At 61.9% G+C, this 19896-nt stretch carries 13 protein-coding genes; 7 read left to right on the plus strand and 6 right to left on the minus strand.

Annotated features, from left to right (window positions below; all coding sequences use genetic code 11):
• Nucleotides 1-275 precede the first annotated feature (275 nt).
• The 5 genes from JWU58_RS23475 (at nucleotide 276) to JWU58_RS23495 (ending at nucleotide 5499) form a co-directional block, all read left to right on the plus strand.
• A complete protein-coding gene (locus JWU58_RS23475; RefSeq protein ID WP_166554532.1) occupies nucleotides 276-965 on the plus strand; it encodes an ABC transporter permease in 690 nt (229 codons plus the stop codon).
• Between the two features lie 20 nt (nucleotides 966-985).
• Nucleotides 986-1879, plus strand: coding sequence for a glycine betaine ABC transporter substrate-binding protein (locus JWU58_RS23480; protein ID WP_016771730.1), 894 nt, complete (start codon nucleotides 986-988; stop codon nucleotides 1877-1879).
• Between the two features lie 13 nt (nucleotides 1880-1892).
• A complete protein-coding gene (locus JWU58_RS23485) occupies nucleotides 1893-2546 on the plus strand; it encodes an ABC transporter permease (RefSeq protein WP_206421058.1) in 654 nt (217 codons plus the stop codon).
• A complete protein-coding gene (locus JWU58_RS23490; protein ID WP_016771732.1) occupies nucleotides 2543-3700 on the plus strand; it encodes an osmoprotectant ABC transporter ATP-binding protein OsmV in 1158 nt (385 codons plus the stop codon). Before JWU58_RS23485 ends, JWU58_RS23490 begins: the two co-directional genes overlap by 4 nt.
• A gap of 635 nt (nucleotides 3701-4335) precedes the next feature.
• Nucleotides 4336-5499, plus strand: coding sequence for a type III PLP-dependent enzyme (locus tag JWU58_RS23495; RefSeq protein WP_125917903.1), 1164 nt, complete (start codon nucleotides 4336-4338; stop codon nucleotides 5497-5499).
• Between the two features lie 164 nt (nucleotides 5500-5663).
• Here the strand turns inward: JWU58_RS23495 and JWU58_RS23500 are convergent, their stop codons facing one another.
• Complete coding sequence (locus tag JWU58_RS23500) at nucleotides 5664-6413, minus strand: tetratricopeptide repeat protein (RefSeq protein WP_206421059.1); 750 nt, start codon at nucleotides 6411-6413, stop codon at nucleotides 5664-5666.
• Entirely contained in the window at nucleotides 6410-7090 is a 681-nt protein-coding gene (locus JWU58_RS23505; protein ID WP_206421060.1) for a Fe2+-dependent dioxygenase, read from the minus strand. Before JWU58_RS23505 ends, JWU58_RS23500 begins: the two co-directional genes overlap by 4 nt.
• Nucleotides 7091-7297: 207 nt before the next feature.
• Between JWU58_RS23505 and JWU58_RS23510 the strand changes: the two genes are divergently transcribed.
• Both JWU58_RS23510 and JWU58_RS23515 read left to right on the plus strand, forming a co-directional pair.
• Nucleotides 7298-9613 carry a TonB-dependent receptor gene (locus JWU58_RS23510; RefSeq protein WP_206421061.1) on the plus strand — a complete coding sequence of 772 codons (2316 nt, stop codon included), beginning with the start codon at nucleotides 7298-7300 and terminating at the stop codon, nucleotides 9611-9613.
• A 235-nt stretch (nucleotides 9614-9848) separates the two neighbouring features.
• Nucleotides 9849-12377, plus strand: coding sequence for a PepSY domain-containing protein (locus JWU58_RS23515; protein WP_206422221.1), 2529 nt, complete (start codon nucleotides 9849-9851; stop codon nucleotides 12375-12377).
• Nucleotides 12378-12495: 118 nt separating this feature from the next.
• Here JWU58_RS23515 and JWU58_RS23520 read toward each other — a convergent pair whose 3' ends face one another.
• The 4 genes from JWU58_RS23520 to ptsP form a co-directional block, all read right to left on the minus strand.
• The gene (locus JWU58_RS23520) at nucleotides 12496-14037 is read right to left on the minus strand and encodes an alkaline phosphatase D family protein (protein WP_206421062.1); all 1542 of its coding nucleotides are present in this window, start codon (nucleotides 14035-14037) and stop codon (nucleotides 12496-12498) included.
• A 172-nt stretch (nucleotides 14038-14209) separates the two neighbouring features.
• A complete protein-coding gene (locus JWU58_RS23525; RefSeq protein WP_122747375.1) occupies nucleotides 14210-15943 on the minus strand; it encodes a PTS fructose-like transporter subunit IIB in 1734 nt (577 codons plus the stop codon).
• Nucleotides 15944-15954: 11 nt separating this feature from the next.
• Entirely contained in the window at nucleotides 15955-16896 is a 942-nt protein-coding gene (pfkB, locus tag JWU58_RS23530) for a 1-phosphofructokinase (protein WP_206421063.1), read from the minus strand.
• On the minus strand, nucleotides 16896-19757 hold the full coding sequence (gene ptsP / locus JWU58_RS23535; protein ID WP_206421064.1) for a phosphoenolpyruvate--protein phosphotransferase: 2862 nt from the start codon (nucleotides 19755-19757) through the stop codon (nucleotides 16896-16898). Before ptsP ends, pfkB begins: the two co-directional genes overlap by 1 nt.
• Nucleotides 19758-19896 lie beyond the last annotated feature (139 nt).

Consider the following 19896-nt stretch of genomic DNA (forward strand, 5'->3'; position numbering starts at 1 on the left):
AGGGTGGCCAAATGCTGCCGCAGATGGGAACCTTTTAAAGCACGGAGACGTCCATCCCCTGTTACGAACTTTCGTCAGGGGCTGAAAAATCAGCAAGTTAGCCTGACGAGGCTGCGCTCATGGCTCGCTTTCGCACCGCTTGGCCGGTGCTGGAAAACGGCTACTTTTCGCGAACGCTGACTCCGGCAGCCAGGAATGGCTTGCCACGCGGAGCAGCGCTCGCCGACTACAAAAAAAGGAGTCCGCCTGTGGCTATCCGCTATGGCAAAGGGCTGATGGGAGGTGCGGTGGTGATCGCGCTCCTGGCCCTGCTGGTCCACTGGATCGGCATCAACACGATCGAACACTACCGCGACGATTTGTTGTTTTACCTGCAAGCTCATCTGATTCTCGTCCTCGCTTCCATGCTGGCCGCCCTTGTCGTGGGCATCCCCGCCGGTATCTTCCTCAGCCGCCCGAGCATGGTCGGCCGCGCCGAACGCTTCATGCAGATATTCAATATCGGCAACACCGTGCCACCGCTGGCCGTGCTCGCGATCGCGCTGGGCATCCTCGGCATCGGCAGTGGGCCGGCAATCTTCGCGCTGTTCCTCGCCTCACTGTTGCCGATCGTGCGCAACACCTATGAAGGCCTGAAAAACGTCCAGGGCTCGCTGAAAGAAGCGGCTGTCGGCATCGGCATGACCCCGCGCCAAGTGCTGTGGAAAGTCGAATTGCCCAACGCCGTGCCGATCATCGTCGGTGGTGTGCGTGTCGCGCTGGCAATCAACGTCGGCACCGCGCCGCTGGCGTTCCTGATCGGCGCCAACAGCCTCGGCAGCCTGATCTTCCCCGGCATCGCCCTGAACAATCAGCCGCAACTGCTGCTCGGCGCCGCGTGCACCGCGCTGTTGGCCTTGCTGCTCGATGGCGTCGTCACCCTCGCCAGCCGTCTCTGGCTGGAACGCGGTTTGCGCCCGTCTTAAGGCTTTGCGAAGGAATATTTATGAAACGACTTAGCTTGATCTTAGGCTGCGTCCTGCTGTTCGCAGGAATCGCGCAAGCCGCTGAAAAACCGGTCATCCGCCTCGGCGCCCGGGTCTTCACAGAGCAGACCCTGCTCGCCGAAATCACCGCGCAATACCTGCGCAGCAAAGGCTACGACGCGCAGATCACCGGCGGTCTGGGCAGCAACCTCGCGCGCAGCGCCCACGAAAGTGGCCAATTGGACCTGCTCTGGGAATACACCGGCGTGTCGCTGGTGGCCTACAACCACGTCACAGAGAAACTCGACAGCGCGCAATCCTACGCCCGGGTCAAAGAACTCGACGCGAAAAAAGGCCTGGTCTGGCTGACGCCGTCGAAATTCAGCAACACCTATGCCCTCGCTTTGCCGAAAAAAGTCGCCGAGCAATACCCGCAGATCGGCAATATCAGCCAGCTCAACGAAGTGCTGCGCGCCGAGGCCAAGACCAACCACCTGGTGGCGCTGGATACAGAGTTCGCCAACCGCTCCGACGGTCTCGACGGCATGGTCAAGCTCTACGACATGAACCTGACCCGCAAGAACATCCGCCAGATGGACGCCGGCCTGGTCTACACCGCGCTACGCAACGGTCAGGTGTTTGCCGGTCTGGTCTACACCACCGATGGCCGTCTCAACGCCTTCGGCCTGAAATTGCTGGAAGACGACAAGCATTACTTCCCCGACTACACCGCCGCTCCCGTGGTGCGTCAGGCCACACTGGATGCCAACCCGAAACTGGCCGAACAACTCAAGCCGCTGGCCGAACTGTTCGACGACGAAACCATGCGCCAGCTCAACGCGCGGGTCGACGTCGACCACGAGAGCCCATCGTCCGTTGCCGCCGATTTCCTGCGCCAGCACCCATTGAATTAAGAGAGGAGAAGTCATGGAATTCCTGAACGCCTTTTCCCATCTCGACTGGCAGCAGGTGATGCACCTGACCTGGCAGCACATCACTCTGGTCGGCACCGCCGTGACCCTGGCGATCGTCATCGGCGTGCCGCTGGGCATCCTGATGACGCGTTTTCCCACCCTGGCCGGCCCGCTGCAAGCCAGCGCCACGGTGCTGCTGACCGTGCCGTCGATTGCCCTGTTCGGTCTGCTGCTGCCGTTCTACTCCAAGTTCGGCCAGGGCCTCGGGCCACTGCCAGCGATCACTGCCGTGTTCCTTTATTCACTGCTGCCGATCATGCGCAACACCTACCTCGCCCTCACCGGCGTCGAGCCGGGCATCCGCGAAGCCGCGCGCGGCATCGGCATGACCTTCGGCCAGCGCCTGCGCATGGTCGAACTGCCGATCGCGGTGCCGGTGATTCTTGCTGGCGTGCGCACCGCCGTGGTGATGAACATCGGCGTAATGACCATCGCCGCGACCATCGGCGCCGGCGGCCTCGGTGTGTTGATCCTCGCCTCCATCAGCCGCAGTGACATGTCGATGCTTATTGTCGGCGCGCTGCTGGTCAGTCTTCTGGCGATTTTCGCCGACCTGTTTCTCCAATGGCTGCAACGCTCGTTGACTCCAAAAGGACTCCTCAAATGATCGAACTTCAAAACCTCAGCAAAACTTTCCAAAGCAACGGCAAAGATGTCAAAGCCGTGGACTCGGTAAGCCTGACCGTCAATGAAGGCGAGATCTGCGTGTTCCTCGGGCCATCGGGTTGCGGCAAAAGCACCACGCTGAAAATGATCAACCGCCTGATCAAACCGACCTCGGGCAAGATCCTGATCAACGGCGAAGACACCACCGATCTCGACGAAGTGACCCTGCGCCGCAACATCGGCTACGTGATTCAGCAGATCGGTCTGTTCCCGAACATGACCATCGAAGAGAACATCGTCGTGGTGCCGAAACTGCTCGGCTGGGACAAACAGAAATGCCACGACCGCGCCCGCGAACTGATGAGCATGATCAAGCTTGAGCCCAAGCAGTATCTGCATCGCTACCCGCGTGAATTGTCCGGTGGTCAGCAACAGCGTATCGGCGTGATTCGTGCGCTTGCGGCTGACGCCCCGCTGCTGTTGATGGACGAGCCCTTCGGCGCGGTCGACCCGATCAACCGCGAGATGATCCAGAACGAATTCTTCGAGATGCAGCGCGCGCTGAACAAGACCGTGATCATGGTCAGCCACGACATCGACGAAGCGATCAAGCTGGGCGACAAGATCGCCATTTTCCGCGCCGGCAAGCTGCTGCAGATCGACCACCCGGACACCCTGCTGGCGCATCCGGCGGATGACTTCGTCAGCAACTTCGTCGGCCAGGACAGCACCCTCAAACGCCTGTTGCTGGTGAAGGCCGAAGACGCGGCGGACAACGCGCCGTCGGTGAGCCCGGAAACGCCAGTGGCCGACGCGCTGGAATTGATGGACGAGCATGACCGTCGCTACGTCGTGGTCACCTGCGCCGAGAACAAGGCGCTGGGTTACGTGCGCCGTCGCGACCTGCATCGCCAGACCGGCACCTGCGCGCAATTCCTGCGTGAGTTCAACGCCACGGCGGCGTACGACGAGCACCTGCGCATCCTGTTGTCGCGCATGTACGAATTCAACCGCGCCTGGCTGCCGGTGATGGATGCCGAACGGGTATTCCTCGGTGAAGTGACGCAGGAATCGATCGCGGCATACCTCAGCTCGGGACGTTCGCGGGGGATGAAGACCAGTATCGTCTCGCCGGCTGAGACCGTCGTCGCCTAAATTACAGACCCTGTGGGAGCGAGCTTGCTCGCGAAAGCGAAATGTCGGTCAACAACGATGTCGACTGTGAAAATGCCTTCGCGAGCAAGCTCGCTCCCACAGGATTGCGTGATTTCGTTGATCTTCACAGGGTGACAAAGAATCTCAACAGCCTCTCCTGCAAGCGCGTCGTCAATTCAGCCTCTTCAAGGTCCAAATCCCCCTTCAACACCCTCTCTCGACGCCAACGTCGCCGATGTTGCCGCTATCACACTTACCTGCGATCTAGCCGACAAAAGCCACGAACGTGCAGATATGTTTAACACTCGAAAATTCACCGGGAACATCTGCCCGTCATCTCGGTCGGGTAGAAGGAGTGATGAACGCGACGCACGTCAGAAGCGTGCAAAAACGCGACATTTTTAGTTGATCTCGCGCCCCTCACGCCCTAAAGTTCGCGCCGAACGTCCATGCTGGAAACGATCCATCCGGCTCAAGTACTGACGACGAGACAGCAAGGCCAAGGGATAGCTGCACATCTCTGGGCCTTTTTGCTTTCGGCGACATGCCTTGGGAAGTAGGCGAACCAAAGTGGGGATACGGAGGGCGTTCATGCACCCATTGTTTTTACGAGTTTGCCCATAGGAGCACCAAGCATGTCGATCCAGGTCGAAGACTATTTCGCGCGCGCTACATTCGACAAAATGAAGGCGTTCGCCGACAAACAGGAAACCCCGTTCGTGGTGATCGACACCGCCATGATCGCCCAGGCCTACGATGACCTGCGCGCCGGTTTCGAATTCGCCAAGGTCTACTACGCGGTCAAGGCCAACCCGGCCGTCGAGATCATCGACCTGCTCAAAGACAAGGGTTCGAGCTTCGATATCGCCTCGATCTACGAGCTGGACAAAGTCATGGATCGCGGCGTCAGCCCGGACCGTATCAGCTACGGCAACACCATCAAGAAATCCAAGGACATCCGCTACTTCTACGAGAAGGGCGTGCGTCTGTTCTCCACCGACTCCGAAGCCGACCTGCGCAACATCGCCAAGGCTGCACCGGGTTCGAAAGTCTATGTGCGCATCCTCACTGAAGGCTCGACCACCGCTGACTGGCCACTGTCGCGCAAGTTCGGCTGCCAGACCGACATGGCCATGGACCTGCTGATCCTCGCTCGCGACCTCGGTCTGGTGCCATACGGCATCTCGTTCCACGTCGGTTCGCAACAGCGCGATATCAGTGTCTGGGACGCGGCGATCGCCAAGGTCAAAGTGATCTTCGAACGTCTGAAAGAAGAAGACGGCATCCAACTCAAGCTGATCAACATGGGCGGCGGCTTCCCGGCCAACTACATCACCCGCACCAACAGCCTGGAAACCTACGCCGAAGAAATCATCCGCTTCCTCAAGGAAGATTTCGGTGATGACCTGCCGGAAATCATCCTCGAGCCGGGCCGTTCGCTGATTGCCAACGCCGGTATTCTGGTCAGCGAAGTTGTACTGGTTGCACGCAAGTCGCGCACTGCCGTCGAGCGCTGGGTGTATACCGATGTGGGCAAGTTCTCCGGCCTGATCGAAACCATGGACGAAGCGATCAAGTTCCCGATCTGGACCGAGAAGAAAGGCGAGATGGAAGAAGTCGTCATCGCCGGCCCGACCTGCGACAGCGCCGACATCATGTACGAGAACTACAAGTACGGCTTGCCGCTGAACCTGGCGATTGGTGATCGTCTGTACTGGTTGTCGACCGGTGCGTATACCACCAGTTACAGCGCGGTCGAGTTCAATGGCTTCCCGCCGCTGAAGTCGTTTTACGTTTAAAAGGCAGCGGCAAGTTTCGAGCTGCTAGCTGCAAGTGAAAGGCCCATGACGTGTCATGGGCTTTTTTGTGTCCGCAAATCCCATGTAGGAGCTGCCGCAGGCTGCGATCTTTTGATCTGGCTTTTAAAAAATCAAAGGCAAAAGATCGCAGCCTGCGGCAGCTCCTACAGGGATTGCGCGTAGCGTTGGGAATATTGATCGGCCATGGCTTGGATTCTGGGATCCGTAGCGCTCGCCAGCGTCTGACTCGCCACCCGCAGGAAATTCAGATTGCCGGTGGCCAAGGCTTTCTCCAGCCAATCGACCGCTTCATCAACCCGTCCCTCAGCCGCCAACACCGCCGCATAACTGAACTGCCCACGAAAATCCCCTGCCTCGGCCGAACGCCGATACCACTCGCGCGCCGCCAGCGGATCCGCCGGACACACCTGCCCTTCCTCCAGATAACGCCCCAGCAGATTCATCGATTTCGCATGGCCCAACTCAGCCGCGCGCCGATACAACGCCAGCGCTTGCTGATGATCAACCGTCACCCCGCGCCCGGTCGCCAGCAAGTTGGCCAGGTTGTACATCGACCAGTCCAGCCCCGACTCGGCAGCGATTCGATAATGCTGCGCCGCCACCGAGGCATCCGCCGCACAACCCCAACCATGCTCATGACAACGCCCGAGCATATTGCGCGCCATCAGATGTCCGCGCCCGGCGGCGATGCCGAACCAGCGCAATGCAAGCGGTTGATCCTGCGCGATGCCCTGACCGTCCAGCAGGATCTGCCCAAGCAGCGCCTGCGCTTCAACCTCACCCTCGCCCGCCGCGAGCAAAATCGCTTGCGCAGCGCGGGCCGGGCTTTCTTCAAGCATTGCCGCCAACCCGGCCGCATCGAGAACTTCCTCTCGGCGTAGCTGGAAACTCATACCTCGACCCAACGCCGCAGCAAGTTGTGATAAGTGCCGGTGAGGCGGATCAGCGAAGGGTGATCGGGGACGTCCTGAGTCAACTGCTGAATCGCCCCGTCCATTTCGAACAGCAAGGCGCGCTGGCTGTCTTCGCGCACCAGGCTCTGCGTCCAGAAAAACGACGCATAGCGCGCACCACGTGTGACCGCATTGACCTTGTGCAAACTGGTGCCCGGATACAACACCATGTCGCCGGCTGGCAGCTTCACGCGCTGAGTGCCGTAGGTGTCCTGAATCTCCAGTTCGCCGCCGTCGTAATTCTCCGGCTCGCTGAAAAACAGCGTCGCCGACAGATCGGTGCGCACCCGCTCGATGCTGCCCTTGGGCTGGCGCACGGCGTTGTCGATGTGGAAATCAAAACTGCCGCCGGCCGTGTAGCAGTTCACTAGCGGTGGGAAGACTTTGTGTGGCAGTGCGGCAGACATGAACAGCGGATTTTTCCACAACCGCTCAAGCATCGCCGCGCCGATTTCCTTCGCCAGCGGGTGGCCTTCGGGCAGTTGCAGATTGTGCTTGGCCTTGGCCGACTGGAAGCCGGCGGTGATCTTGCCGTCGGCCCAATCCGCTTGCTCCAGGGCCTGGCGGATGCGCTGCACTTCGTCTTTTGCGAACAGCCCGGGAATGTGCAGCAGCATGGCGATGTCACCTGATGGCAAGAAGGCGGCAATGGTATTGATTCTTATTGACCGTGTAAAACCCGCAAGACGAATGAACGGGCAGAAACCGTAAGGGCAAATTGTAAAGAATGTAAATTCAATGCGAATAACAATGTTTCGCAATTGATACGAATACCTGTTTACCCTATATTCCGCCGCCTCAAATCCTTGGGGAGGGGAATAAAAATGGCACGTCAACACGCACAATTACCGGTCAGTTCACCACGTCTGCTCGCCTCGGCAATCGGTGTCGCAATCACCGCCGGCTCCGCTGGGCAGATGGTCTTCGCGGCGGAAAAAACCGACAGCAAAGCGTCCGGCAACGCCATCGCCCTGGACGCCACCGCCATCACCGGCGAAGCCCAGGACTCGACGTCCTACCAGGTCGAAAAAGCCTCCTCGCCCAAGTACACCGCGCCGCTGGTCGACACGCCGCGCTCGGTCACCGTCATCCCGCAACAAGTGCTCAAGGACACCGGCGCGCTGAACATGCAGGACGCGCTGCGCACCGTGCCGGGCATCACCTTCGGCGCCGGTGAAGGCGGCAACCCGCAGGGCGATCGTCCGTTCATTCGCGGCTTCGACGCCCAGGGCGACACGTATCTGGACGGCGTGCGCGACACCGGTTCGCAGAGCCGCGAGATCTTCGCCGTGGAAAACATCGAAGTCAGCAAAGGCCCGAACTCGGCGATTGGCGGTCGTGGCGCGGCCGGCGGCAGCATCAATCTGGTGAGCAAGAAAGCGCACCTGGGCAACTCGTTCGACGGCGGCTTCACCTACGGCTCCGACCAGACCCAGCGCTACACCCTCGACGGCAACTACCAGTTCAGCGACAGCGCTGCCGGCCGCCTCAACCTGATGAGCCACGAGAGCAACGTCGCCGGTCGCGACAAAGTCGATTACGACCGTTGGGGCATCGCGCCGTCGCTGGCCTTCGGCCTGGGCACCGATACCCGTGTAAACCTCGACTACTACCATCTGGAAAGCAACGACACCCCGGACTCGGGCATCCCGTACACCATCCCAACCGGTGGTTCGGCCGCACGCACCAACTCCAACCCGGACAAGCCGTACGCCGGTGGCGATCACGACAATTTCTACGGTCTGGATCGTGATTTTCGCAAGGGCCGCACCGACACCGCGACGTTTGCCATCGAGCACGATCTGAACGATGCGCTGACCATCAAGAACACCCTGCGCCACGGCAGCAGCATGCAGGATTACATCCTCACCCAGCCGGACGACAGCAAGGGCAACGTCAACAACGGCAGCGTCTGGCGTCGGGCCAACACGCGGGTGAGCAACACCGAAACCACCACCAACCAGACCGACCTGTTCGGCACCTTCTACGTGGCCGGTTTCAAGAACAGCTTCTCCACCGGTGTCGAATACACCCGTGAGCAGAGCGAGAAATCCTCGTACAACGTCAACACCGACACCACGCCGCGCACCAGCGCTGTCACCACCAACTGCAACCCGGGCCTGATCGGCGCCGCCAGCGGTTACAACTGCACCTCGCTGTCGAACCCGAATCCGAACGATCCGTGGAACGGCGCAATCTCGCGCAACTACGCCGGCACCGACACCCAGGCCGACACCTACGCGCTGTACGTGTTCGACACGCTGGAGTTGTCCGAGCAATGGCTGGTGAACATGGGCCTGCGCTACGACCACTTCGACACCGACTACAAAACCTACAACGCCGCAGGCCGCACCACCTCCAAGGGTGATGACACCAGCGAATTCGTCACCGGCCAGTTCGGCGTGGTCTACAAGCCGGCGGAAAACGGCAGCATCTACGCCTCTTATGCGACCTCGGCGACGCCGCCGGGCAACACTTTGGGCGAAGGTCAGGAAGGCAACCCGCTGGGCGGCACCCCGGATCGCAGCGGCAACCTGCTGAGCAGCGACATGGAGCCGGAAACCACCAAGAACTACGAGATCGGCACCAAGTGGGATCTGCTCAATGATCGCCTGTCGCTGACCGCCGACATCTTCCGCACCGAGAAGGAAAACGCTCGCGTGCAAGTCGATACCAGTTCGTACGAGAACGCCGGCAAGACCCGCGTACAAGGCTTTGAACTGTCGGCCAGCGGCAAGATCACCGACAAGTGGCAGGTGTTCGCCGGTTACGCCTTCATGGACAGCGAACAGGTTGACGGTGGCCCGCTGGGTCGTGCCAACGACGGCAACGATCTGCCGAACACACCGAAAAACAGCGCCAGCCTGTGGACCACGTATCAGGTCACGCCGAAGCTGACGATCGGTGGTGGCGCGTTCTACGTCGACGACGTCTACGGCAGTGTCGCCAACACGACGATGGTCGATTCGTACGTGCGTTACGACGCGATGGCGGCCTACAAGCTGACCAAGAACGTCGACCTGCAACTCAACGTGCAGAACCTGACCGACGAAACCTATTACGACAAAGCCTTCTCGACCCACTTCGCCAACCAGGCGGCGGGCCGCACGGCGCTGTTGAGCACCAATTTTCACTTCTGATCGATGTGAAAATCCGTGGGAGCGAGCCTGCTCGCGAAGGCAATCTTTCAGCAACATTGATGCTGACTGACACACCGCTTTCGCGAGCAGGCTCGCTCCTACAGGGAATGTGCCGCGAGGCTCGGCCCCGTTCATTCAGTTGAACGGGGCTTTTGTGTGTTACGCAAAACGCTTCTTGATAACCCACGGCATAATGCGCGCCGTGATGACAATTTTCGAACGGACGGCGAGTGACGTGTTGAAGAAAACCCTGTTCCAGTTGCACTGGTTTTTTGGCATCACCGCAGGGCTGGTGCTGGCTCTGATGGGCATCACCGGCGCGGCCTATTCGTTTCAGGACGAGATCCTGCGCGCGCTGAATCCGTCCGTTCTGCAGGTGGAAAAGCAGGTCGCCGGCGTGCTGCCGCCAGTGGAACTGGTGGAGCGCATCGAAGCCGCCTCCGGCAAGAAAGTCGCGATGCTCTGGGTCGAGACCGACAGCGGTCACGCCGCACGGGTATTCTTCACTCCGCCCAAGGGCGAACGGCGTGGCGAAATGCGCTACTTCGATCCGTACACCGCCGAGTTCAAGGGCGACGCCACCGGTCAAGATTTCTTCGGCCTGATGCTGCAACTGCACCGCTTCCTCGCCATGGGCGATACCGGGCGCAACATCACCGGCGCCTGCACCTTGATGCTGTTGTTCTTCTGTCTCTCTGGCCTGTATTTGCGTTGGCCGCGCCAATGGAACAGCTGGCGCGTGTGGTTGACCCTGGACTGGAAAAAGAAGGGCCGCGCGTTCAATTGGGATCTGCACTCGGTGGCCGGCACCTGGTGCCTTTTAGTCTATCTGCTGCTGGCGTTGACCGGCTTGTCATGGTCGTACGAGTGGTACAACAAAGGCCTAACCCGACTGCTTTCCGACGCGCCGCAAAACGAACGCGTACGCGGCGGTCGCGGCCCGGCGCCGGAAGGCCCGGCACCGACCGCCGACTACGCGGCGATGTGGAGCAGCATCTACAGCGCTGCCGGCCCGGGTCTGGCCGCGTACAACATTCGCATGCCGGCGGTGGCCGGCCAGCCGGCGACGGTGTTCTACCTGCTCGACAGCTCGCCCCATGACCGCGCGCTGAACCAGATCACCCTCGATCCGGCCACCGGAGTGGTCAAACGCGTCGACCGCTATGCCGACAAAAGCTTCAAGGCCCAACTGCTGACCAGCATTTATGCGCTGCACGTGGGCAGCTACTTCGGCCTCGTCGGGCGCATCATCGTGACGATTGCGGCGGTGTGCATGCCGCTGTTTTTCATCACTGGCTGGCTGCTGTATCTGGACCGTCGACGCAAGAAAAAGCAGATCAAGGATGCCCGCCAAGGTCTCGCACAACCGTCCGCCGATGCTTCGGCATGGCTGATCGGTTTCGCCAGCCAGAGCGGTTTCGCCGAACAACTGGCGTGGCAGACCGCCGGACAATTGCAGGCCGCCGGATTGCCGGTCAACGTGCAGCCGCTGGCCAATCTGAGCGAACAGGATCTGCGTGAGTCGAACAACGCCTTGTTCGTGGTCAGCACCTTCGGCGACGGCGAAGCGCCGGACAGCGCCCGTGGTTTCGAACGCAAAGTGCTGGCCAAGGCTTCGACACTCGACAGCCTCAACTACGCCGTGCTCGGCCTCGGCGATCGGCAGTACGCGCACTTCTGCGGCTTCGCCAAGCGCTTGCATCAATGGCTCGGCGAACACGGCGGCAAGACGTTGTTCGCCCCGGTGGAAGTCGACAGCGGCGATCCTTACGCGCTGCGTCACTGGCAAACCCAACTCGGCCAGCTCACCGGACAGGCGCCGAGCGAAACCTGGCAAGCACCGAGCTACGACAACTGGACGCTGGTCCGTCGCGAACTGATGAACCCCGACAGCAGCGGCGCGCCGGTCTACCTGCTCGGCCTCAAAGCCCCGGACACCCGCAGTTGGCTCGCCGGTGACCTGGTCGAAGTGCTGCCACGCAATTGCCCGTGGGCCATCGAACATTTCCTCGACGGCCTCGGCATTCGTGGCGAAACCCCGGTGAAGGTCAACGGCATCGACGAACCACTGGAAGTGGCCCTCGCCTCACGGCAATTGCCCGAACACCGCGCGCATCTGGTCGGTTTGCATGCGCAGTCGCTGGTCGACGCGATGGTGCCGCTGGCGATGCGCGAATACTCGATCGCCTCGATTGCCGCTGACGGCGTGCTGGAACTGATCGTGCGCCAGGAACAGCACAACGACGGCAGCCTCGGCATCGGCTCCGGCTGGCTCACCGAGCATGCGCCTGTGGGCGGCAGCATCAGCCTGCGCGTGCGGCGCAACAGCGGTTTCCATCTGCCGAACGAACCCGTGCCGATGATCCTGCTGGGCAACGGCACCGGCCTGGCCGGCCTGCGCAGCCTGCTCAAGGCACGCATTGCCGACGGCCAGCAACGGCAGTGGCTGCTGTTCGGCGAACGCAACCGCGAGCACGACTTCCTCTGCCGCGCCGAGCTGGAAGAGTGGCTGGCCAATGGTGATCTAGCGCGGCTGGATCTGGCGTTTTCCCGCGATCAGGCTGAGAAGATTTATGTGCAGGATCGCTTGCGTGAGTCGGCGGATGAATTGAAGAAGTGGTTGGCAGATGGTGCCGTCATCTATATCTGCGGCAGCCTTCAAGGTATGGCCTCAGGCGTCGACCAGGCCCTCAACGATATCCTCGGCAGCACCGAAGTCGAACGCCTGATCGAACAGGGCCGCTATCGCCGGGATGTTTACTGACCCAACACCATCCCCTTGTGGTGCGAGCCTGCTCGCGAAGGCGATTTAACAGTCAACATTGGTGTTGGCTGTAAGTCCGCTTTCGCGAGCAGGCTCGCTCCCACAGGGGACGCGTTGCTCAGACCGGTTGGAGTGTTTGTTCGAAAACAGCGATGCCATCCAGATCCCGCAACACCACGCTCATCTCCCCGCTCTGCGCTTCAATATTCACCTCACCAAAAAACTGAAACCCGGCAAACGGTGAGGTGTTCTGTGCGGGCGGTGCTTTCTCGAACACCACCTCAGGCCCGAACGTCTTGTCCAGTGGATTCGGCCCGAAACTGCCGGCATTCAGCGGCCCGGCGACAAATTCCCAGAACGGTTCGAAATCCTGAAACGCCGCGCGGTCCGGATGATAGTGATGCGCCGCGCAGTAGTGCACGTCCGCCGTCAGAAACACGAAATTACGCACCTGCTGCGCACGTAAAAATCCGAGCAATTCGGCAATTTCCAGTTCACGCCCCTGCGCCGCGCCGGGGTCGCCGTTGGCCACGGCTTCCCAACGCGCAACGCCCAGGCTGACCTCGCCGTCCGGGACGCCAAGGCCGATGGGCATGTCGGCGGCGATGACTTTCCACTGCGCCGTCGACGCCTGCAATTCACGCTTGAGCCAGTCCAGTTGCTCACGGCCGAGAAACGGTTTTGCCGCGCCCAAGTTGTCGTCGTTGACTTCGCGATAGCTGCGCATATCCAGCACGAACACGTCGAGCATCGGTCCGTAGCTGAGCTTGCGATAAATCCGCCCGCCGCCGTCCGCCGCTTGCAAACGCATCGGCGCATATTCCAGCCACGCCTGCCGCGCGCGGCCGACCAGCTTGTGGATATCTTTCTCCTGATAACGCTCATCCAGCTGCTTGCCCGGCGACCAGTTGTTGACCACTTCGTGATCGTCCCACTGCCAGATCTGCGGCACTTCGGCGTTGAAGCGGCGGATGTTTTCGTCCATCAGGTTGTAGCGATAGTTGCCGCGATAATCGTCGAGGGTCTGCGCGACTTTGCTCTTGGCTTCGGTGGTGATATTGCGCCAGATGCGCCCGCTTTCGGTGGTCAGTTGCGCGGGCACCGGGCCGTCGGCGTAGATGGTGTCGCCGCTGTGGATAAAGAAGTCCGGCAGGCGCAGGCGCATGGCTTCGTAGATGCGCATGCCGCCGATGTCCGGGTTGATCCCGAAGCCCTGGCCGACGGTGTCACCGCTCCAGACAAAACGGATGTCGCGCCTGGCCGTCGGCACGCTGCGCAGATGGCCGAACCATGGTTCGCTGGCGACGCCGCTCTGCGCATCTTCGAAGTGCACGCGATAAAAGATCGCCTGATTGGCCGGCAGGCCGGTGAGCTCAACGCGGGCGGTGAAATCGCTGCGCGCATCGGCCAGTGGCGAGACGAATTTGCGCGGGTTGCCGAACAGGCTGCCGGTGTCCCACTCGACCACCATGCGCGCCGGGCGATCGCTGCGACTCCAGATCATCGCGCGGTCGCCGAGCAGGTCGCCGGACTGCACGCCGTCGGTGAGCTGCGGACGATCCTTGACCGAGGCAATCACCGCCGGCGCCAGCCCCGGCAGCAACAGCCCGGCGCCGACCGCTTGCATGACGCGACGCCGACCGAGATTGAAATCGCTCATGGTGTTCTCCCTGCAAAAGGGAAAACTTAAGCATGCCTATATGAACTCGCCATGACACCCTTAACCATGTGGGAGCGAGCTTGCTCGCGAAGGGTACCTATCAGTCGAAATTTTTTTCGCTGACACACCGCTTTCGCGAGCAAGCTCGCTCCCACAGGTTTTGCGACGTCAGCTAAGCCTTGGCCGGTTCCAGCGCTAACTCGACAGCCTCAGGCCGTTTGAGCAGCGCATACACGACCGCCGTGACCAGGCTCCCCGCGACGATCGCCAGCAGATACAGCAGCGCATGGTTGATCGCATTGGGGATCGCCAGCACGAACAAGCCACCGTGCGGCGCCATCAGTTTGCAGCCGAAGTACATCGACAAGGCGCCGGTCAGCGCGCCGCCAGCGATGCTCGCCGGGATCACCCGCAGCGGATCTTTCGCAGCGAACGGAATAGCCCCTTCGGAGATGAAGCACAAACCGAGCACGAAGGCCGCTTTGCCGGCCTCGCGCTCGGTCTGGGCGAACTTGCGCCGGGCAATGAAGGTGGCGATGCCCAAGCCAATCGGCGGCACCATGCCGGCGGCCATGGTCGCGGCCATCGGTGCGTAACTCTGCGAGGCAAGCAGCCCCACCGAAAACGCATAGGCAGCCTTGTTGATCGGCCCACCGAGGTCGACGCACATCATGCCGCCGAGCAACACGCCGAGCAGAATCGCGTTGGTGGTGCCCATGCTGTCGAGGAACTGCGTAAGCGCGGCGAGCATGCCGGCGACCGGTTTGCCGACCACGTAAATCATCACCAGACCGGTGACCAGACTGGCCAGTAACGGGATGATCAGAATCGGCTTCAGCGCTTCCAGGCTCTGCGGCAATTTCACATAGCGGGCGATGGCTTTGGCGGCATAACCGGCGATGAAACCGGCAATGATCCCGCCGATGAATCCGGCGCCCAGAGTGCCTGCGAGCAAGCCGCCGATCATCCCCGGCGCCAGACCCGGGCGGTCGGCGATCGAGTAGGCGATGTAACCGGCGAGCAGCGGCACCATCAGCTTGAACGCGGTGTCGCCGCCGATCTGCATCAGTGCCGCCGCCAGCGTGCCTTCTTCCTTGTACGCGGTGATGCCGAACACGAAGGACAACGCGATCAGCAAACCACCCGCCACCACCATTGGCAGCATGTACGACACACCCGTGAGCAGGTGCTTGTAGACGCCAGTTTTTTCCGACTTGGCCGGGGCCTTGCCGTCGCTTGCCGCACTTTCCACTGCGCCTTCGGCCAGCGCTTTTTTCAGGGTCGCTTCGGATTGCTTCAGGGCTACGCCCGTGCCGCAGCGATAGATCTTTTTGCCGGCGAAACGCTCGGTGGCGACGTCGATATCCGCCGCCAGCAGCACCACGTCAGCCTCGGCGATAGCCGTTGCGCTGAGCGGGGTTTTCGCGCCCACCGAGCCTTGGGTTTCGACCTGCAATTCATAGCCCAGGCGCTTGGCAGTCTGCTGCAACGCTTCGGCGGCCATGAAGGTGTGGGCGACGCCGGTCGGGCAGGCCGTGATGGCGACGATGCGTGGCGCACGTGGCGCGTCAATCGCCGGTTCGACTGCGCTGGCGACGTAGACTTCGGCCTCTTCGGCACCGCGACGCAGCACCGCTTCGACATCCTGCAAGGCCTGCGCCGGAGCGATCTGGAACACGCGCTTGCCGACAAACCGGCTCATGTCCACCGCGCCAGTGGTGACCAGCAAGACCCACTCGGCGGCTTCGATGGTCGCCGCCGACAATTCGCGTTCCGGGTGTGCCGGATCGACCACTTCAACGCTGGTGCTCCAGCCCTGACGCTGCGCCGCTGCATCGAGCAGACGCGCGCACAGCACACTGGTAACCATGCCGTTCGGGCAAGCCGTAACAATGGCTAACTTCATCACAAACCCTCTTATTGTTCTGTCAGGGGGCGCACGCGCACGCCCTGTTCGAGCTGCGCCAGTTGCGCAGCGTCGTTGATGCCAAAACCGATCTGGGTCACCGCCATTGCCGCAATCGCGGTGGCGGTGCGCAGGGTTTGCTCGGGGGTGTCGGCGCTGAGCAGACCGTGGAGCATGCCGGCCAGCAATGAATCGCCGGCACCAACCGTGCTGGCCACGCTGACCTTCGGCGGCGAGGCATGCAGGGCCGAGCCGACACTGAACCAGTTGACCCCGTCAGCGCCGTGGGAAATCACCACGTGCTCGATGCCTTGGCCGTGCAAACGTGCGGCGGCTTGTGCTTCGGCGATCGGCGAGACCACTTCGCAGCCAAGTGCGTGGGCCAATTCTTCGGTGTTCGGCTTGATCAGCCAGGGGCTGGCCTGCAACGCGACGCGCAAGGCTTCACCACTGGAATCGAGGGCGACTTTCAAGCCGAGCGCGTTCAACCGTTCAATCAGCTCGCGCAACCACTGCGCCGTGACGCCGCGCGGCAGACTGCCGGCGACCACCACTGCATCGTGCCCCGGTGCGATCTGCTGCAAGCGATCAAGCAAGGCTTGCTGCGCCGTTGCATCAACCACCGGGCCAGGCCCGTTGATGTCGGTGATGCGCCCGTCCTGTTCGGCGACTTTGATGTTGCTGCGCGTCTCGCCCGGCACGCGGATGAACGCGTCGACAAAACCACGCTTGGCGAACAGGGTCTCGAACGCTTGCTGATTGTCTTCGCCGAGAAAACCGCTGACGGTGACCTGATGGCCGAGATCCGCCAGCACCTGGGCGACGTTGACGCCTTTGCCCGCAGCGTGGGTGTGCATCTCCTCGCTGCGATTGACCTGACCGGCATCCAGCCGTGACAGCTCGACGGTGAGGTCGAGTGCCGGGTTGAGGGTCAGGGTGAGAATCTTGGCCATTACAGGGCCTCCACTAATGCGCGCACTTCATTCGCGCTGCCCACGGCCAGGGCCTGTTGAGCGAGGGTTTGCGCCTGGGTCAGGCTGAGTTCACGGATGCGCGCCTTGACTTCGGCAATGCTGCGCCCGGACACGCTGAGTTCGTCGACACCGAGGCCGACCAGCACCGGCACCGCCAGCGGATCAGCCGCCAGCTCGCCGCAGACACCCACCCATTTGCCATGTGCATGGGCGGCGCGCACGGTGATGTCGATCAGTTGCAGGACCGCCGGGTGCAAGCCGTCCGCTTGTGCAGACAGGGTCGGGTGACCACGGTCGATGGCCAGGGTGTATTGGGTCAGGTCGTTGGTGCCAACGCTGAAGAAGTCGACTTCCTTGGCCAGTACCGGCGCGAGCAATGCGGCGGACGGCACCTCGATCATGATCCCCAGCTGAAGATCGGCGACTGGAATTTCCAAGCGCAGACGCTCGGTCATGTCACGGGCCTGGCGCCACTCTTCGACGCTGCCGACCATCGGGAACATGATCCGCAGCGGACGGTTGTCAGCCGAGCGCAGCAAGGCGCGCAGTTGCGCTTCCATGATCTGCGGCCGCTGCAGAGTCAGGCGAATGCCGCGCACGCCGAGGAACGGGTTTTCTTCCTTGGCGATCGGCCAATACGGCAACGGTTTGTCGCCGCCGACGTCGAGCGTGCGCACCACCAGCGGCCGCCCGGCCAGACCATCGAGCACGCGACGGTATTCGGCTTCCTGGGTCGCCTCATCCGGTGCCTGTGGGTGGGCCATGAAAATCAGTTCGGTGCGCAGCAGACCAATGCCTTCGGCGCCCTGCTCCACCGCGCTGGTCACGCCTGCGCTTTCGCCGATGTTGGCGAACACTTCGACGGCGTGGCCGTCGGTGGTGTGTGCCGGTTGATGGCGTTGTTCGGCGGCGATCTTCAGGCGTTGCTCGCGGGTGTCGCGCTCTTCAGCGGCACGCTTGAGGGTCGCGGCATCGGCGTCGACATGCAGACGGCCACGCTGACCGTCGAGCAATAGCGGCGTGCCCGGCTCGAGCAACAGCACCGCTGCACCCGCGCCGACCAGTGCTGGAATACCGAGCGCGCGGGCGACGATGGCGCTGTGCGCGGTAGCACCGCCGCGCGCGGTGAGAATCCCTGCCACTCGCGCAGGATCCAGGCGCGCGACATCGGACGGGCCGACTTCGTCCATCACCAGAATGTACGGTTGCTCAGGTTCGTTCGCGGTTTGCACGCCACACAGCTGCGCCAGCACCCGGCGACCGATGTCACGCAGATCGGCGGCACGCTCGGCGAGCAAAGCGTCCTGCAGCGATTCCTGCTGTTTGGCGGCGGCTTCGATCACCGCCATCCACGCCGCTTCGGCGCTTTCACCTTGCTTGAGGCGGGTGTCGACTTCGTCGGTCAGATCCGGGTCGTCGAGCATTTCCTGGTGAGTGATGAAAATCTCGCGAATCGCCTTGGCCTTGCTGCGTTCGATCAAGCCTTGGATGTCGCGGCGCACGTCGCTCAGCGCTTGCTTGAGGCGCTCGCGCTCGATCGCGGCAGATTCGCCGCGCAACGGGTAATCGATGGCTTGCAGCACCTGAATGTGCGCAGGGCCGATGGCGATGCCCGGTGCGGCAGGAATCGCCTGCAACAGGCTGCCGGAGGCCGGCGCGATCAATACTTCGGCGATGTCGGCGATCACTTCGCGCTGCTGACTCACGGCCGGCAGCGGCTCGACTTCCTCACCGAGGCCTTCTTCAATCGCCCCGAGCAGGGCCGGCAAGGCATCGGCGGCGATGCTCGGCTCGGCGATCAGCTCCAGCACCTGACCGCGGCGGGCGCCGAGACTGAGCAGTTTGCTCAGGCTCTTCACCGACACGGCGCTGTCCTGGCTGTCGACGATGCGCACGCGGATTTCGCCATCAAAACTCTTCGCCAGTTGCGCAAGAATCTTCGCTGGTCGTGCGTGCAAACCATGGGCATTGGCCAGGGCAATACGTGCACTCGGCCAGTCGGCCGGCAGTTCACCGCCGAGCACTTCGAGAACTTTGCGGCTGCTGGTGGCGCGGCCCAGTTCGTGGCCGCGACCTTCGATCAGCAACGCGCACAAACGCTCGAGCAACGCCTGATGCGCTTCGCCCAGACTGGCGAGGCAAAACAGACCGCTGAGCGGCTGGCCGAGGTAGCGCATCGGTTTGTCCGGGGTGACGAACGCCAGCCCCGGACGCTTCACGGTCTGCTCACTGTGCAACCACCACAGGCCGTCGCCCAGTGGCAGCGCTTCGACTTGCTGCAACACGCCGGCAAAGCCGTTGCTCACACAATCGGCCTGACGCAGCAGACGTGCGCCGCGCCAGACCAGTTCTTCGAAATCGTCGGCCGACACGCCGAGGCCGATCATCTGCGCATCCAGCGCCAGTTCCTGCGGCGCGCCTTGCAACAGTTTAAGCAGCGCTTCGGGGGAGCTGGCGCGACGCAAGGCCTGGCCCAGATCGGTCTCGCCGAGGGCGCGGGTCAGCAGTTGCAGCAGGCGCAGGTGTTCGTCGGATTTCGCCGCGATGCCGATCGCCAGATAAACGATCTGGCCATCGCCCCAGTCGACGCCGTCGGGAAACTGCATCAGGCGCACGCCGGTGGCGAATACCTGATCGCGGGTTTCCGGGGTGCCGTGGGGAATGGCGATGCCTTGACCGAGAAAGGTCGAGCCCTGGGCTTCCCGAGCCTGCAGGCCGGCGAGGTAGCCGTCGGCAACCAGACCGTCGGCGACCAGATGACTGGCCAGCAATTGCAGGGCAGCGGGTTTATCCACGGCCGACTGGCCCATGGATATCTGCTCTATAGTGAGCTCGAGCATGCGATCTCCTTTTTGGCGCAGTTCAACGCCAGGTATTGTTTTGAATGGTTCACAGCTTAGGCGCTCTGCCGCGCTTTTCAGCGGCAGTTTTGGCGGTTTCACGGCAGGACCGTCCAAAGGCGTCTAAAACGTAGAAAAT

This window comes from Pseudomonas atacamensis (genome assembly GCF_017167965.1).
GTDB lineage: Bacteria > Pseudomonadota > Gammaproteobacteria > Pseudomonadales > Pseudomonadaceae > Aquipseudomonas > Aquipseudomonas atacamensis.

What these genes read in the sequence shown, in the direction of transcription:
- JWU58_RS23475 (WP_166554532.1), top strand. Translation starts at nt 276, where the DNA reads ATGGGAGGTGCGGTGGTGATCGCGCTCCTGGCCCTGCTGGTCCACTGG.
- JWU58_RS23490 (WP_016771732.1), top strand. Translation starts at nt 2,543, where the DNA reads ATGATCGAACTTCAAAACCTCAGCAAAACTTTCCAAAGCAACGGCAAA.
- JWU58_RS23505 (WP_206421060.1), bottom strand. Translation starts at nt 7,090, where the DNA reads ATGCTGCTGCACATTCCCGGGCTGTTCGCAAAAGACGAAGTGCAGCGC.
- JWU58_RS23485 (WP_206421058.1), top strand. Translation starts at nt 1,893, where the DNA reads ATGGAATTCCTGAACGCCTTTTCCCATCTCGACTGGCAGCAGGTGATG.
- JWU58_RS23495 (WP_125917903.1), top strand. Translation starts at nt 4,336, where the DNA reads ATGTCGATCCAGGTCGAAGACTATTTCGCGCGCGCTACATTCGACAAA.
- JWU58_RS23510 (WP_206421061.1), top strand. Translation starts at nt 7,298, where the DNA reads ATGGCACGTCAACACGCACAATTACCGGTCAGTTCACCACGTCTGCTC.
- JWU58_RS23525 (WP_122747375.1), bottom strand. Translation starts at nt 15,943, where the DNA reads ATGAAGTTAGCCATTGTTACGGCTTGCCCGAACGGCATGGTTACCAGT.
- pfkB (WP_206421063.1), bottom strand. Translation starts at nt 16,896, where the DNA reads ATGGCCAAGATTCTCACCCTGACCCTCAACCCGGCACTCGACCTCACC.
- JWU58_RS23500 (WP_206421059.1), bottom strand. Translation starts at nt 6,413, where the DNA reads ATGAGTTTCCAGCTACGCCGAGAGGAAGTTCTCGATGCGGCCGGGTTG.
- JWU58_RS23480 (WP_016771730.1), top strand. Translation starts at nt 986, where the DNA reads ATGAAACGACTTAGCTTGATCTTAGGCTGCGTCCTGCTGTTCGCAGGA.
- ptsP (WP_206421064.1), bottom strand. Translation starts at nt 19,757, where the DNA reads ATGCTCGAGCTCACTATAGAGCAGATATCCATGGGCCAGTCGGCCGTG.
- JWU58_RS23520 (WP_206421062.1), bottom strand. Translation starts at nt 14,037, where the DNA reads ATGAGCGATTTCAATCTCGGTCGGCGTCGCGTCATGCAAGCGGTCGGC.